General features: G+C 37.5%; 8 protein-coding genes. 1 reads left to right on the top strand and 7 read right to left on the bottom strand.

The window, feature by feature from the left end; translation table 11 throughout:
- Positions 1-52: 52 nt before the first annotated feature.
- On the bottom strand, positions 53-193 hold the full coding sequence (locus VB733_RS23385) for a hypothetical protein (protein ID WP_323342454.1): 141 nt from the start codon (positions 191-193) through the stop codon (positions 53-55).
- A 192-nt stretch (positions 194-385) separates the two neighbouring features.
- Between VB733_RS23385 and VB733_RS23380 the strand changes: the two genes are divergently transcribed.
- Complete coding sequence (locus VB733_RS23380; protein ID WP_323342453.1) at positions 386-3991, top strand: AAA-like domain-containing protein; 3606 nt, start codon at positions 386-388, stop codon at positions 3989-3991.
- Positions 3992-4185: 194 nt separating this feature from the next.
- Here the strand turns inward: VB733_RS23380 and VB733_RS23375 are convergent, their stop codons facing one another.
- The 6 genes from VB733_RS23375 to VB733_RS23350 form a co-directional block, all read right to left on the bottom strand.
- Positions 4186-5493 carry an MFS transporter gene (locus tag VB733_RS23375; RefSeq protein ID WP_323342452.1) on the bottom strand — a complete coding sequence of 436 codons (1308 nt, stop codon included), beginning with the start codon at positions 5491-5493 and terminating at the stop codon, positions 4186-4188.
- A 1-nt stretch (position 5494) separates the two neighbouring features.
- Positions 5495-9745 carry an amino acid adenylation domain-containing protein gene (locus VB733_RS23370; RefSeq protein ID WP_323342451.1) on the bottom strand — a complete coding sequence of 1417 codons (4251 nt, stop codon included), beginning with the start codon at positions 9743-9745 and terminating at the stop codon, positions 5495-5497.
- A complete protein-coding gene (locus VB733_RS23365; RefSeq protein ID WP_323342450.1) occupies positions 9742-15096 on the bottom strand; it encodes a non-ribosomal peptide synthetase in 5355 nt (1784 codons plus the stop codon). Before VB733_RS23365 ends, VB733_RS23370 begins: the two co-directional genes overlap by 4 nt.
- 589 nt (positions 15097-15685) lie before the next feature.
- Complete coding sequence (locus VB733_RS23360; RefSeq protein ID WP_323342449.1) at positions 15686-15922, bottom strand: hypothetical protein; 237 nt, start codon at positions 15920-15922, stop codon at positions 15686-15688.
- 5 nt (positions 15923-15927) lie between these two features.
- Entirely contained in the window at positions 15928-16113 is a 186-nt protein-coding gene (locus tag VB733_RS23355) for a hypothetical protein (RefSeq protein WP_323342448.1), read from the bottom strand.
- A 55-nt stretch (positions 16114-16168) separates the two neighbouring features.
- Positions 16169-16414, bottom strand: coding sequence for a DUF4278 domain-containing protein (locus VB733_RS23350; RefSeq protein ID WP_323342447.1), 246 nt, complete (start codon positions 16412-16414; stop codon positions 16169-16171).
- Between the last annotated feature and the right edge of the window lie 27 nt (positions 16415-16441).

Genomic DNA, 16441 nt, shown 5'->3' with positions numbered 1-16441 from the left:
TTGGACTTATCTACCCCCATATATTTCTAGATATTTATCAGCTGATGTGCGGCTAAATTGTATAAGGCGAAAACGTCAAATTACTGTAGTGCCAAGAGAAGTTTCCGGGGAGATGTTCTTCACGGAAAACTCCGGGGACGGAAAGCCCGCGTCTAATATACAAATTAAATGCACCACAGCTTATCACTGTCATTGATTCTTAATTCTCAAGATATTGGGGGTATGCAGTTAATATACTCAATTTTTACATTGGCTCTCACGATAAATGTGGTTTATCCTCAAACTTCTGAATTCCTTAACTTTTCTACATCGACAGTCCAACAAGCAAGCTATATAAATATAGAACTGATCGGAATGAATTTATAATTAAAAGGCAGGTACACCCGTGCAAAAACTGACTTCATCCTATGAATATCATGTTGGCGGTCGTTTACCTGTTGATGCACCGAGTTATGTGGTACGCCATGCTGATGATGAACTGTATAATGCTCTCAAGGCGGGTGAGTTTTGCTATGTTCTGAATTGTCGGCAAATGGGAAAATCAAGTTTGCGGGTACAGGTGGCGAAACGATTGCAAGCAGATGGGATTATTTGTACAACGGTGGATTTATCGGGAATTGGGAACAGCAATATTACAGCCGCTCAGTGGTATGCAGATATAATTATGCGGTTGGTGCGGAGTTTACGATTATCGGAGCAAATTAATGTCCGCAATTGGTTGGCACAAAGACAAGATTTTTCCCCTGTGGGACGCTTGGGGGAATTGCTGCAATCGGTGCTACCGGAGTTAATTGAGCAACCGATAGTGATTTTTTTCGATGAGATTGATAGCACTATTAGTTTACCATTTAATACGGATGACTTTTTTGCCCTGATTCGAGCTTGTCACGAACACAAACGTTTGACTTTTGCCCTGTTGGGAGTAGCCACACCTTCCGATTTAATCACAGATAAAACCCGTACACCCTTTAATATTGGACGTGCGATCGCTTTAAATGGATTTAATTTGCACGAAGTCCAACCATTAGAACTGGGTTTAGCAGATAAAATCGATCATCCCCAAGCTGTGTTGAGTCAAATACTTGCTTGGACGGGGGGACAACCGTTTCTGACCCAAAAATTATGTCAATTGGTAGCACAGTATGGGAAAAAGGGAACAGGGGAAGAAGGAAATATTTATGGGAACGCATCTCCATATTTGCAAAAGTTGATGCGGGATATCTTGACGCAACCAGAGGAAATAGCGGAACAAGTAGCTGCAATTGCGCGATCGCATATCATAGATAATTGGGCTGCCCAGGATGAACCACCCCATTTACGCACAATACGCGATCGCTTACTGGTTTCGGAACAACGTGCAAGTCGATTACTGGGTTTATATCTACAAATTTTACAAAACGGTGACGTTCCCGCAGATGATTCCCCGGAACAAATTGAGTTATTATTGTCCGGGTTGGTTGTCAAAAAACAAGGTAATTTACAGGTTTACAATCGGATTTATCAGGAAGTATTTAATTTAGAGTGGGTGGAAAAGCAATTAAAGCAATTACGCCCCTACGCAGATTTACTTAATAGTTGGGTAGCATCAAATTATGAAGATGGCAACTATCTACTACGAGGACAAGGGCTTTTAGATGCTCAAATTTGGGCAAAGGGAAAAAGTTTAAGTAACCTAGACTATCGCTTCTTGGCTGCAAGTGAGGAACTGGAGAAACGAGAAGTACAAACTGCTTTGATTGCATCGGAACAAGCAAATCAAATTCTGCTGGATGCGGAAAAACAAGCAAAAAATACAATTCGTCGGGGTTTGCAGGGACTATCGGTGGTGTCTGTAGTCGCTTTGACGTTGTTGGGAATATCTAGCTTACTGATGTGGCAAACAACACAACAACAAAAACAGGTGAATTTAGGTGAAATTAAAACCTTAGCCATCTCCTCAGAAGCCGCATTTACTTCTCAACAAAGCTTTGATGCTCTAGTGTCGGGTTTAAAAGCTGGGATCAAATTACAACAAATCGGTTGGAAAAACGGGGATTTACATTTGCGATCGCAGATTGATAAAACGCTGCGTCAATCGCTGTATTGGGTACGGGAAGAAAACCGTCTCATCGGTCACGGTGATTTGGTGACACGGGTAAAATTTAATCCCGACGGCAAGACTTTAGCAAGTGCTAGTTGGGATAAAAGTATCAAAATTTGGCAGCGTGACGGGAAATTATTGCAAGCTCTCCGGGGACATACGGATGCAGTATGGAGCATTAATTACAGCTATGATGGGAAATTATTAGCAAGTTCCAGTCGGGATAAAACCGCAAAAATTTGGCGTGTTGCTGATGGCAAAGAATTAGTCACCCTACCTAACAAAGATTGGGTTGCCTGTGTCGGATTTAGCCCCGATGGTCAGATGGTGGCATCAATGGAATGGAATGGTACAGTCCGTCTGTGGAATTTACAGGGAAAACTATTAAAATCCTTCAAAACTCATAGCGCTCCTGTGGTTGCCATCCACTTTAGCCCCCAGGGTGACAGCATTGCCACAGCGAGTCGGGATGGTACTGCCAAAATTTGGAGCCTGGATGGTAAGGAATTAGCGACATTACGCGGACATCAGGATTGGGTAATGTATGTTAATTTCAGTCGGGATGGTAAAAGTTTAATTACAGCTAGTCGCGATCAAACCGCAAAACTCTGGAATTTACAGGGAGGGGAACTCGCAACCTTACAAGGACATGAAGATGCAGTTGGTAGTGCTGTTTTTAGTCCCGACGGTGAAATAATTGCTACCGCAGGTTGGGATCGAACTGTAAGAGTATGGAACCTTCAGGGAGAACAATTACAGGTTTTGCACGGACATCAAGATGCTGTTTGGGGTGTAAGTTTTAACCAGGATAGCAAAACCCTTGTCAGCAGTGGTGAAGACGGAACCGTAAGACTTTGGAACTTGCAAGGGTTGAATATTGGTGCAGATATGACTCTCCAAGCTTGGCGTAAAAACCTTGGTGAAGCAGCTTCTGTCAGTAGTAATTTTAGCCCCAAAAGTCAAATTTTGGGTACAACAGGAAGGTCGAATACTGCCACACTGTGGAAATTACTAGATGGAGAAACGGGATACATCCCATCTTCATTGAAGCATATTGCATCTCTGCAAGGTCACAGCGACACCTTGAGAAGTTTAGAATTTAGTCCAGATGGGAAAACAGTTGTCACCGCTAGTCGAGATAAAACCGTCAAATTATGGAATTTAGCTGGAAAAGAATTGGTGACATTACAAGGACATAATGCAGATGTGAGAAGTGCTGTATTTAGTCCCGACGGTCAAACCATTGCAACTGCAAGTTGGGATAATACGGCAAAATTGTGGAATTTAGCTGGTCAGGAATTGGTGACATTGCAAGGACATGAAGCTGGGGTGAGAAGTGTTAATTTCAGTCCTGATAATCAAGTTATTGTTACTGGTAGCGAAGATGGAACCGCGAAAATATGGAACCGACAAGGTAAAGAATTAACGACATTGCGAGGACATGAAGATGGAATTATCGTTGTCAGGATTAGTCCTGATGGTCAAATAATTGCCACAGTGAGTAAAGACAATCGGATTAAATTATGGAATTTCCACGGTAAATTATTACAAACCATATATTGCCATGAAGGTGCAATCAATAGCTTAATTTTCCATCCAAATAGTAAAACCTTTGTCACCGCAAGTGAAGATAAAACCATGAAATTATGGACTTTAGATGGAAACGTCCTGCAAACCTTTGGGGGACATCAAGCTGGGATCAAAAGTGTTAGTTTGAGTCCAAATCACAAGCTTTTAGCCTCTTCCGACTCCTTGGGGAATGTAATTTTCTGGAATTTAGACTTAGATTCTCACCCAGATAAATTATTTAAGGAGGGTTGTGATCGCATTCGGAATTATCTGCACCATAGCGGGAATGTGAAAGAGGATGAGAGGGGATTGTGTGATGGGATTGGTAAAATATCTAATTAGATTACCTAGTGGTCTGTCAAGTTAATTTTGGTAGATATTTGGTAGTGCTGGCATCCTGCCTGCGTTTGAGTTATAAAAAAATATATCTATCATTTTTATTTTGACAGACTACTAGTAGCGTACTACATAATTGAAAATAAGTCAGATATCCAGACCTAATTATTTTAACATTTGACTCAGCGATCGCAAATATATCATGCTACATCTGGTAGTTCTATTTCTACTTTCCTCAAAGGGGGATAATAATATCCGCAAATTGTAATTAACATGGTGATTAATCCCATCAAAATAAACATTAATCCAATCCCTCTTCCTGTCCCAATACCTATTATTTTTCCCATACTTCCAGCTAGCAAACCATTAGCAGACATTAATGGTTCAAAAATTTTATCAGCAAGGGGTCCAGCCACTAAATAAGCGATAGGAAAAGATATTCCCGTCACTCCACCGATTAAAGCAAAGACTCTACCTTGAACATCATGGGAAACTTTCTTTTGCAAGATAAATCGAGTAGAACTATTGATGATTGTCCACGTAAAAAAGAATAAAAATGCTGCTAAGGCTGAGAGGATGACAGAGGTTTTTAATCCGGCTGCCAAAATTGATAATCCACCTAAAAATTGAAAGATAAATATGCTATTAATTTTCTGTTTTGCTCCTCGATGAATAATAATTAATAGACTACCAAGTAACATCCCAATTCCACCGATAGACATGATACTTCCTAAAGCTGTTGGGGAGGCAAAGGATAATACTAATGGGGTGATTAATACTTGAACTACTCCTAACCCTAAATCAGTGACAGCAGAGAAGATTAGTAATCCCAGTAATCCCTTTCTCTTGAATACATATTTACAACCATAGATCATCTCTGTGAATAATGAGCTATTACCTATTTTTTTGTTCATGCTTCTTTTGTCATCTGGGAAGTGAATATTAATGAGGATTAAAAAAGAGAAAATAAAGCTGATAAAGTCAATCAGAATAATACCTTGTAGCTGGATATTTATTAACAAAACACCAGCTAATACAGGTGAAATTAGTTGAGGTAAAGCTTCTCCCAATTCAATCATGCCATTCGCACGACTTAAAAATTTTTTGGGAACTATCAAGGTCGTAGCAGCATTATAAGCTGGCCATTGAAAAGCACTAAAACTAGCACTAGTAATTGTCACTAAATATATATGCCAAATTTCTAGATGATTGGTAAGTAGTAGTAAAAATAACAATAGTGTACTAATACCTGCACCCGAATCGGCAATAATCATTACCCAACGACGTTGCCAACGGTCTACCACAGCACCAGCCACAGGAGAAATTATCACCCGTGGAATGGTCGCAAATAAAGAGATTAGGGCAAATTGAGTTACTGAGCCTGTATCTTGATATACCCACACACCCAAGGCAAAGTTAGTTAATCCAGAACCAGTCAGGGAAGCTACTTGTCCCAACCATACAAGTATAAAAGTTTGCATATTTTTGACAGTTAGGGGTTGAATCATTTTACGCAACTCCCACAATTTGAACTTGATTAATACAAGCTTTGAGTTTTTCAGCTAATACTTGAACGTGAGGTTCACTTAACATTGTGTGATGATTTCCGGGAACTGTGTAAATTTCAATTGCTTGAGAGGTAATTTTATTCCAACCCCATGTTATATCTGTAGGAATAAAAGTATCTTCTGTATCATCTTCTTTGGCTTGAAAAAGTGTAATTTTTAGAGAATAAATATCTGCGGATAAAGGGTTAAATGAATAACTCATTCCGGCTTGAACATTAGCATCAAAAACTTCGATTAAACCCCGAATTTGCTCAGTTGTACTGTCGTTAAATTGCTCCCTAAGATAATTTAATTGTTCCTCAAAATTAAGTTTTTCCCAGGTTTGGTAATCAACTTCTAATTTTTGACCAGACAAACGTTCCACAACACGAATTATGTGCTTAAGTCTAATTTTTGCATCCAAATAAAAATCTTTTGGTTTATTGATTTCAATGGGAGCAAAGTTGTCTAAAACAGCCAATAAAGCGACTTCATGACCTTGTTGTTGTAATTGTTTAGTCATTTCCAATGCAATATTACTTCCAAAGGAATAACCACCGAGAATATAGGGTCCTTGAGGCTGTACAGTTTGCATGGCTTGTATATAGTCGGCAGCCATATCTTCTATTTGATTGTGAGGTATTGATTTACTGTCTAATCCTCTTGCTTGGAAGGTATAAAAGGGTTGTTCTGAACCTAAATAATCAGCTAATTTATAGAAATATAAACCGTTACCACCCACTCCAGGAACACAGAATAAAGGTGTTTGAGAGCCATTTTTGTTAATAGCTACTAAGGTGGAATTGGATAAGGAATTTGTTTGTTGACTAAGGGTATTTGTAATTTGTGCAATTGTCGGATTTTGCAGGATTGTTGCTAAGGGTAAATTGATGCCGAAATGTTGTTGAATTTGAGCCATTAAACGCACGACTAAGAGTGAATGTCCTCCCAGATTAAAGAAGTTATCTTGAATGCCGATGGGTCGAACATTTAATATTTCTTCCCAGATATTTGTGAGTTGTAATTCTACTTCATTTCTGGGAGTAAGAAAGTCATCGGAAATATAAATTTCTGATTTTTCTGGTGCAGATAATGCTTTGCGATCTACTTTTCCATTCGGAGTGAGGGGGAGATTTTCTAGCTGCACAAAAGCAGATGGAATCATGTAATGAGGTAATTTTTCTTGTAGTAATTGATGTAGTTTTTTGTTCTGAAAAGTCTGTGATTTTTCAGGAACAATATAAGCAACTAAATTTTTATTTCCTGTTTCATCTTCACGGACGATTACTGTTGCGGAAGCCACAGTGGGATGTTTGACAATTAAGGCTTCAATTTCTCCCAGTTCAATTCGGAAACCACGAATTTTAACTTGATGATCAATGCGTCCCAGATACTCAATATTACTATCTGGTAAATAACGCGCTAAATCCCCCGTTTTGTATAATTTTGGAGACCTTATCGATGGAGATGTTACAGATTGAGACGTTATATATAACCTCTCTATAATATGATTAAATGGATTATCAATGAATCTTTCTTGGGTGAGTTCGGGACGATTTAAATAACCCCTCGCAACACCAGCACCACCGATATATAATTCACCAACAACTCCAATGGGAACTGGTTGTAATTGGCTATCTAAAATGTATAATTCAGTGTTAGCGATAGGACGACCAATAGGAATATTTCCTCCAGGAAAGCTTTGTTTTTTAACTTCGTAAATACAGCATCCAACTACAGTTTCTGTGGGACCATATTCGTTAATTAGTTTAGTTAAGGGTGCTTTTTTTTGCCAAAAATTAGTGACTTTTTCTGATAGGGCTTCTCCACCAATAATAAATGCTTGAGCTTGAATATTTACCTCTTGATTAGCCAATAAATGACTGAGCATTTCCAAATGAGCGGGAGTTATTTTTACTAAACTAAATTTAGTTCCGGAACATAAAGCTTGTTTGAGTTCTTCAATCTCATTTTCTTCCGGTAAAAGCACTACTTTACGTCCTATCAATAGGGGAGAAAATAAACTGGTAATAGTAGCATCAAAACCAATAGAAGAGTTGACGGTGGAACCTTCTCCAGCAGCAACATTATAGGCTTTTGTACACCAACTTAGATAATTTACCATCCCACTGTGGATAATCATTGTTCCTTTGGGTTTACCTGTGGAACCAGAGGTATAAATGATGTAAGCTAAGTTGTCGGGTTGTACTTGACTATTGGGGTTATCTTCAGGGTAATCCGCAAATTTTTCCCAATCTTGATCCAAACAAATTGTTTGTGCTTGGTGTTGAGGAAGTTTTGCTAAAAGTTGGTTTTGAGTTAATAGAATGGGTAATTGGGAATCCGTTAGCATATAATCCAAACGTTCTGAAGGATAGGTCGGATCAAGGGGTACATAAGCACCACCTGCTTTGAGAATTGCTAACAGTCCTACCATCATTTCTAAGGAACGATTTAGACAAATTCCTACCAATACTTCTGGTTTTACTCCTAATGTCTGTAGATGGTGTGCTAGTTGATTTGCACGGTTATTTAATTCTTGGTAGGTTAGTTGTTGATTTTCAAATACTATTGCTACTGCATTTGGTGTTTTTTCAACTTGTTCCTCGAATAATTGATGGATACATTTATCTTGAGGATATTCAGTTTGAGTATCATTCCATTCCACTAATAATTGATATTTTTCATCTGCGGTCAGGAATGGAATTTCGTCTAATTTTTGCTGAGGATTTTCGGTGATAGCATTTAATAAATTTTGGAAATTATCAGCCATACGAGTGATAGTTTCCCCATCAAACAAGTCGGTGTTATACTCCCAATCAGCTGTTAATCCATTTGATGTTTCATCTATTGACAGGGTTAAATCAAACTTAGCAGTTGTATTTTGTTGTTTGAATGGAGTTAATGTTACATCTGGTAATTGTAACTCACCCATTGCTGTATTTTCCATTGCAAACATCACCTGAAACAATGGTGAATAACTCAAAGAACGTTCCAAGTGTAAAGCTTCAACTACCTGCTCAAAGGGAACATCTTGATGCTCATAAGCTTTCAGCATCATTTCCCTAACTTGGGTCAGTAACTCCGTAAAACTCGGATTATTCTCCAAACAATTCCTGAAAACTACAGTATTCACAAAAAAGCCAATTAATGGCTCTAATTCACTGCGATCGCGATTAGCAATTGGGGAACCAATGAGAATATCGGATTGACCACTATAGCGATATAGTAAAGTGGCAAATGCCGCTTGTAAAGTCATAAATAAGGTAGTACCAGATTCTTGACTTAAAGCTACTAATTTCTCTTTGAGTTGGATATCTAAATCAAAGATTTGAGTGTCTCCCCGGAAGGTCTGTACCGCAGGACGGGGACGGTCAGTTGGTAGTTCTAATAATTTTGAACAACCTTGTAATTGCTGTTTCCAATAATTAAGTTGTGTTCCGATTTTCTCCTCACTTAAATACTGTTTTTGCCAAACAGAAAAATCTGCATATTGAATCGATAATTCCGGTAATGGAGAAGGTTTATCAAGATAAAATGCTTGGTAAATAATCGATAACTCTTCGATTAATATACCGATTGACCAACCATCAGAAATAATGTGATGCATTGTGAATAACAAGACAAATTCTGATGGAGATAATTTTAAAACTGTTAATTGCAGCAAGGAACTATTTTCTAAATCAAAGATTGTTTCGGCGGCATTTTTTACTAATTGTGATACTTGTATTTCACGTTCTAATACCGATAATTTATGTAAATCAATTACAGGTATTTCTAAAGTAAATTCGGAGCGAATGATTTGGACTGGTTTGTCGTCAATAAATTTGAAGTTGGTGCGTAGTATTTCATGTCGTCGAATAATTTCTGAAAATGCTTTTTCCAGAGTAGTAATATTGAGGTTACCTGTAATTCTGATTGCACAAGGCATATTGTAAGTAGTATTTTTTCCTTCTAATTGATTGAGAAACCATAATCTTTCTTGTGCTGAAGACAGAGGTACATATTGATTGTTTCGAGGAACTTTGGGAATAACTTGTTGTTGATAATCTTGTAAAAAGCTGATAATTTCAACTTTTCGTTGAGTTAATTGAGAATGAATTTCTGGTGTTAAGACCCCTTGGGGAGCATTGCAGCGTAATTTATCACCTTCTATCCATAATTTGATGTCTTGTTTAGCTATATCTAACAAAAATTCTTGAATAGATTTCATAGTTCAATTTCCTCACGATTTTCTAATTTATGAGTTGGAATAGCTTGTAATTCTTGGACTAGTGGTGAATAGCTGTTGTCAATAATTGTGGATAAATTAGCAATTGTTGGTTCTTCAAAAATATTTCTCAGAGAAACATCGATTGCAAAAGCTTGTTTGACTCTAGACATTACTTGGGTAGCGAGTAGAGAATGTCCACCTAGCTCAAAGAAGTTGTCATAAATTCCCACTTTTTCAATGTTTAATACGGAAGTAAAAATATCTGCAAGTATTTCCTCTGTAGGATTTCGAGGTGGAACATATTCTAATTCTTTAATTATTTCTCTATCCGGTAGAGGTAATGCTTTATAATCGACTTTTCCATTAGGAGTTAAGGGAAATACATCGAGAACTACAAATGCACTAGGAACCATATAATTTGGTAATTTCTGCTGCAATTCCAAGTGCAATTGTTGAGTATCAATAATATGGGAATCAGCAACTATATAAGCAACTAATCGTTTCTGAGTCGGATTATCTTCTCTTGCAATCACTATTGCTTGTTTAACTTGGGAATGGGTATTTAGAACAGATTCAATTTCTCCCAGTTCGACACGGAAACCGCGAATTTTAACTTGATTATCAATGCGTCCGACAAATTCAATATTTCCATCTGGTAAATAACGTCCTAAATCCCCGGTTTTGTATAATTTAGAATTACCAAAAGGATTATCAATGAATTTTTCTTGGGTTAATTCGGGACGATTTAAATAACCTCTAGCGACACCATTACCACCGATATACAACTCACCGACAACACCTACAGGTACTGGTTGTAAATTATTGTCTAAAATATAAACTTGGGTATTAGCAATTGGACAACCAATCGGAACACCACCAGTTTGATTTTCTGTCTTTCGCAAATCCGGTTCATAAATTGTCGCTGTAATTGTCGCTTCCGTCGGACCATAAGCATTGAGTAATTTGATATGTTGACCTACGTATTTATGCCAGAGTGCAACTTTTTCCCATTTTACTTGTTCGCTACCGACAACCACTAATCTTAAACAGTTGGGGAGAAAATATTCCGATTGGGATAAATCCAAAACCCATTCATGCCAAAATGCAGCAGGTAAATTTAATACCGTTAAACCTTGCGATTTAATCAATTCCACTAAATCTGTGAAAGTCGCAAACATTTCCTGGGGACGTAATACTACTGTTGCACCACTTAACCAAGAAGGGAAGATTTCCTCAATTGCAACATCAAAACTTAAAGCTGCAAATTGTAGAACTTTGTCTGAGGATGTGAGATGGAATTTTTGCGCGATCGCACTGCTATGATTAACTAGGTTTTGATGGGTGACTAATACTCCTTTGGGTTTTCCGGTGGAACCGGAGGTATAAATGACATACCCCAGATTGTTTGCTTGAACATTGGATAAGATGTTGTTTGTACTGTGATGAGAAATTTCATCCTTTTGTGTATCTATACAGATAACTTTGATTTCATGGGTAGGTAATTGGGTAAGGAGATTCTCGGTGGTTAATAAAATTGACATTCCAGAATCCGACACAATATAATCCAAACGTTCTTGAGGATAAGTCGGGTCAAGGGGTACATAAGCACCACCTGCTTTGAGAATTGCTAATAGTCCTACCATCATTTCTAAGGAACGATTTAGACAAATTCCTACTAATACTTCTGGTTTTACCCCTAATGTTTGTAGGTGATGTGCTAGTTGATTTGCACGGTTATTTAATTCTTGGTAGGTTAGTTGTTGATTTTCAAATACTACTGCTACTGCATTTGGTGTTTTTGCAACTTGCTGCTCAAATAACTCATGGATACATTTATTTTGGGGATATTCAGTTTGAGTATCATTCCATTCCACTAATAATTGATGATGTTGGGATTGGTTGAGTAAGGGTAGATTAGCAAGAGATTTTTGGGAATTAGCTATAGTTTCTCTCAACAATGTTTGAAAAAGTTCCAGAAAGCGATGAATAGTGCTGTCATTAAATAAATCAGTATTGTAGTCAAAATCAAAAACCAATTTCCCATTTATTTCGCTGACATTGAGACAAATATCATGGTCTACGAAACTAAGGGGTTGAGGTAATAAACTAGTTTCAACTCCAAACATTTTTGGCACAGCTAAAGGTCGATTCAAGTTAAATATGGCTGTCACCAAAGGAGATATATTTTCATTCCTGGATATTTTCAGTTTTTCAATTAACCTCGCAAATGGATAATCTTGGTGAGTGTAAGCATTTAATAATTCAGTTTTAGTTGCTTGCAAATGCTGAGAGAAATTTAAATCCCCATCAATGTAACTTCTAATTGCTAATAGATGAGAACAATAACCGACAAGACTTTCACTACCTTTAAATCTGCCCGCAGCCGGAACACCAACCACAATATTTTCTTGACCTGTTAATCTGTACAATAAAGTTGTATATACAGATAATAAAGTCATCAATAATGTGCAATTATTATCTTTACTAAACTGCTTGATATCCGAGAATAAATTAGTATCAAGTTGAATAGTTTGTCGATTTCCTTTATAAGTCTTCCTTGCTGGACGAGGGCGGTCTGTAGGTAAGTCTAGAATTGAATTTTCATCTGGGAATTTTTCTAACCAATAAGACTCATGAATTTGCATTTCTGGAGTGGAAATTTGTTGTTCTTGCCACTTAATATATTCTCGAAATTGCATAGGTTGTTTGAGTCTAGTATCAAAATTTTGACATTCTGCTGAATACAAAGTAGCCAATTCTTGCAGAATTATTCCCATCGACCAACCGTCAACAATAATATGATGTGCTGTGAATACAAGTAAGTGGTGTTTTTCTGTTAATTTCAGAATATGAAAACGGAATAAAGGAGCTTGATTTAAGTCAAAAGCCGCTAAACTTTCTTTGTGAAACCACTTATCCAATTGATATTGACAGTCTTCTTGATTCAGATAAGAGAAATTAATGACAGGAACCTCAATTTCCAAATTAGGTAAGATAGACTGAAAATCTCCTTCATCGCTAATACTTGTTCGCAAAGCATCATGACGATTTACTAAACTTTGTACCGCTTGATGCATTGCATCTAATTGAAACTCACCCTTTAATTCTGCGGTAGCCGAAAGATTATAAGCTAACGAACCATCATCCCCCATTTTCGCTAAAATCCAAAGTTGTTTTTGTGCTTCCGAGAGGGAAATTTTCAATTCTTCTTCTCTTTCTTCTTCTACTTTGTATCCTTTACATACTCTGCGGTTTATTTCTTTTAAATTAGACTCTAAAGATTGATTTTGACTAATATAATTTGCCAAAGCCTCAAGAGTTGTTAACTCTTCAAATAACTGCCGAAGTTCAAGTTTAATGCTAAAGCAGTTTTCCACAGCCTCAGCAGCTTCAGCTAATACTAAAGAATCAGCACCCATTGCCATCAAAGATTGATGAATACCAACTTCGGCAAAATCTATTCGTAATAAACTGGCGACAATATGGCGCAATTTGACTTGAATTTTCTCTAACTCTGGAGATAATTTGATTATTTCATTTTCCTGTTTTTTATCTTCTATTTCCTGTTTTAAAGCATCCAAATCTACCAGCAAATTACGAAACTCCGATTTATGATCAGGACTCTTACTCCAATCCCAAACAAGATTTAAATCCCCAGCCAGAAAACCAGCCCGACAAGCACGACGGCGAATTTTACCACTAGAAGTTTTGGGAATACTTCCGGTTTTTAAAAGTAAAATAGTATGAACTTGTAACTCATGTTCCTCCCCAACAGCCTGTAAAATATGTTTGGCGATCGCATCACCATCTAACTTTCGTAAATACTCACGTTCGATCTCACAAGCAACTACCAATTGTTCCTGTCTATTCATCTCCACAGAAAACGCCGCACTCGCACTAGATTTTAATGCTGGATGACTCTTTTCTACAGTTAATTCAATATCTTGGGGGTAATAATTACGTCCGCGAATAATAATTAAATCCTTCAATCTACCAGTGACAAATAATTCCCCATTCTGCAAGAAACCTAAATCACCACTTCTTAAAAAAGGACCTGTTTGTGTATCTGCTAAATAAGCAAAAAAAGTAGCTGCTGTTTCTTCATTTTTTCGCCAATATCCTTGAGCAACACTTGCACCCCTCACCCAAATTTCACCAACTTGATTATCAGAACAGCGTTGCAATGTTTCCGGATTAACTATGACAATCTGATGATTTTCGACATTGTAACCAGAACTAACAAAAGTCTGAACAGAATTAGTTTTTACTGACGCTGGAATCACACGATTTTCTAACAATGCTTTACCATCAATACTTGTTAGTGTCGGTGCATCCTTTTTCAGCCCACCAGTGACAATTAAAGTGCTTTCAGCCATCCCGTAACAAGGGTAAAAACTACTAGCACGAAAACCACATGATGCAAACATCTCTGCAAACTTGGTCAAAGTTTCAGCACGAATTGGTTCTGCACCATTAAAAGCGACTTCCCAACTACTTAAATCAAGGGTTTCTCGTTGTTCTGGTGTAATTTTACGCACACATAAATCATAGGCAAAATTTGGTCCACCACTGGTAGTAGCTTTATAGCGAGAAATTGCTGCTAACCATTGAAAAGGCTTTTGTAAAAAATCCACAGGTGACATCAGTGCAACCGGAAAACCACCATAAAGAGGTTGGAGAATTCCACCAATTAATCCCATATCATGATAGGAAGGCAACCAAATCACACCTTGACTGTGGGATGAATGACCAAAACACCGATGAATTGCAGCTAAATTGGCTAATAGGTTGCCGTGGCTAACCATAACACCTTTTGGCATCCCCGTCGAACCAGAGGTGTATTGTAGAAAAGCGAGGGAGTCACTATCAACTTGTGACGGTTGCCATGAATTAGCTAAGAGGGTGTTAATGTTATCAGTAGCCAACCAATGCAGAGATTGTAGATTAGTTAAGTTAGGGAAATTAGTTAACTGTCCTTGAATGTTAGCGAGAACATTTGTATTTGTAAGTGCAGCAGTCGCTTCTGCATCAATTACCATCCCTTGTAAACGAGATAAAGATTTATTTTGTCTGGGTGGATAAGCAGGAACCGCAACGACTCCAGCGTATAGACAACCAAAGAAAGCAGCGATAAACTCCAATCCAGGGGGATAAAGCAGTAACACCCTGTCCCCAGAAGTTGTAATCTGTTTAAGTGTAACTGCGATCGCTCTAGCTTTTAAATCTAATTCTTGATAGGTAAAATCACTTTCTTCCTGACCATTTACTAAGAACGTAAAAGCCTGTTGTTCTGACTGATTAACTGCTCTGTAGCGCAATAATTCTACTAAATTACCAAAACTAATATCCATCGCTTTGTCCCTTAATTTATTGGTTATTGACACTTGGAATACTTATCTCAACTACAATTCCAGATTTAATTAGGAATTAGATATAACCTATATATTGGAAAACTTATCATCTTCCAACTCGCATACTTATCAAACTTTTCTATTTATAAAATGCCAGACCTTTAGTGTCGATATAGAAAAATTAAGGTATTTAGCGTCAATCAATTACTTAACTATTTTGCAATTACTGCTCACCCGCTCTATAATTACCTATCTCTGCTTATTTTCTGTTTTTTTAGTATACTTGTATTGCCATTTTCGGGTTTCCTGAAAACCTCACAGAAAAGTTAAGCAGTTTCAAGTCAATTAATCCATAACTCTTATACATCGACTTGAAAAAACATAAGTAATATTCTCAAAATTATCAACACTATTAATACGCAAAGAAGAAATATGCTACTTTCCCATCGTGCTTCTGTTTACGAAGCAAATACTCAAAAGTTAGCAATCCAATCAAATCAAGTAAAAGCAGAGGTATAAAAAAAGAGGGGGTGTCTGTGAATAAAACAAACACCCCAGGTTAGAAGATGAAATAAGAACAATCCGTGCTTTATGCAAACAAAAACTGTGCGGTATTGCCGGATGCCAGATTGAAACCCAGATTTCCTGAACTAAATCCAGATACACCGCGCAACTCAGCTAGCAACTCACCCGAACCAAATCCAGTATTGCCAGCCAGTCCATCACTCAAGCGGAAGAAGGTGCTGCTACCGTTGACCACTACATCGATCGCATCGATACCTTCAAATTGCAATAAATCGCCGCCTGCACTGATTGATAACATCACTGCCATCACCTTGGCGATATATTACTGCGATCGCGTCCCAAATACAGAGTATCATCTCCCAAACCACCAACCAGAATATCTGCACCAGTGCCACCATGAAGGGTGTCGTTACCTTCACCACTCAAACCCCAAATAATGTCATCACCACCTTGACCGTTGATGACATCATCGGAGTTGTCAAAGCCACACACATGATTATCTAAATCATTCAGAAAGGTGATTTTAATTTGTGGATTTTAAGAAAAATTAAGAGTAAATTACACCCCGATATTTTAAATTTTTCCGTGGTTGGGAAATTGTAGATATAACTTGATTTTTAATATAAAGTGCGCCACGATAAATTAGAGTTTGATCTGTTTTAATATTTTGGTTAACAACTGAACAGTTAATATTGTAAGCAACACCACGATACTTTAAGGATACTTTTGCTGCTGTTTCCTTAGATGAAGGATAATTACATTCATAGGGTAATAATTCATAATTTATTTCCATTTTTATAATCCTCAGTGTAAATGAATA

The sequence above is a fragment of the Calothrix sp. UHCC 0171 genome, from assembly GCF_034931845.1.
Taxonomy (GTDB): Bacteria; Cyanobacteriota; Cyanobacteriia; order Cyanobacteriales; family Nostocaceae; genus Brunnivagina.
This window is presented reverse-complemented; position numbering and strand designations above follow the sequence as displayed.

Coding starts and splice junctions, on each gene's coding strand:
- VB733_RS23370 (WP_323342451.1), bottom strand. CDS start 9,745: ATGAAATCTATTCAAGAATTTTTGTTAGATATAGCTAAACAAGACATC.
- VB733_RS23350 (WP_323342447.1), bottom strand. CDS start 16,414: ATGGAAATAAATTATGAATTATTACCCTATGAATGTAATTATCCTTCA.
- VB733_RS23375 (WP_323342452.1), bottom strand. CDS start 5,493: ATGATTCAACCCCTAACTGTCAAAAATATGCAAACTTTTATACTTGTA.
- VB733_RS23365 (WP_323342450.1), bottom strand. CDS start 15,096: ATGGATATTAGTTTTGGTAATTTAGTAGAATTATTGCGCTACAGAGCA.
- VB733_RS23385 (WP_323342454.1), bottom strand. CDS start 193: ATGACAGTGATAAGCTGTGGTGCATTTAATTTGTATATTAGACGCGGG.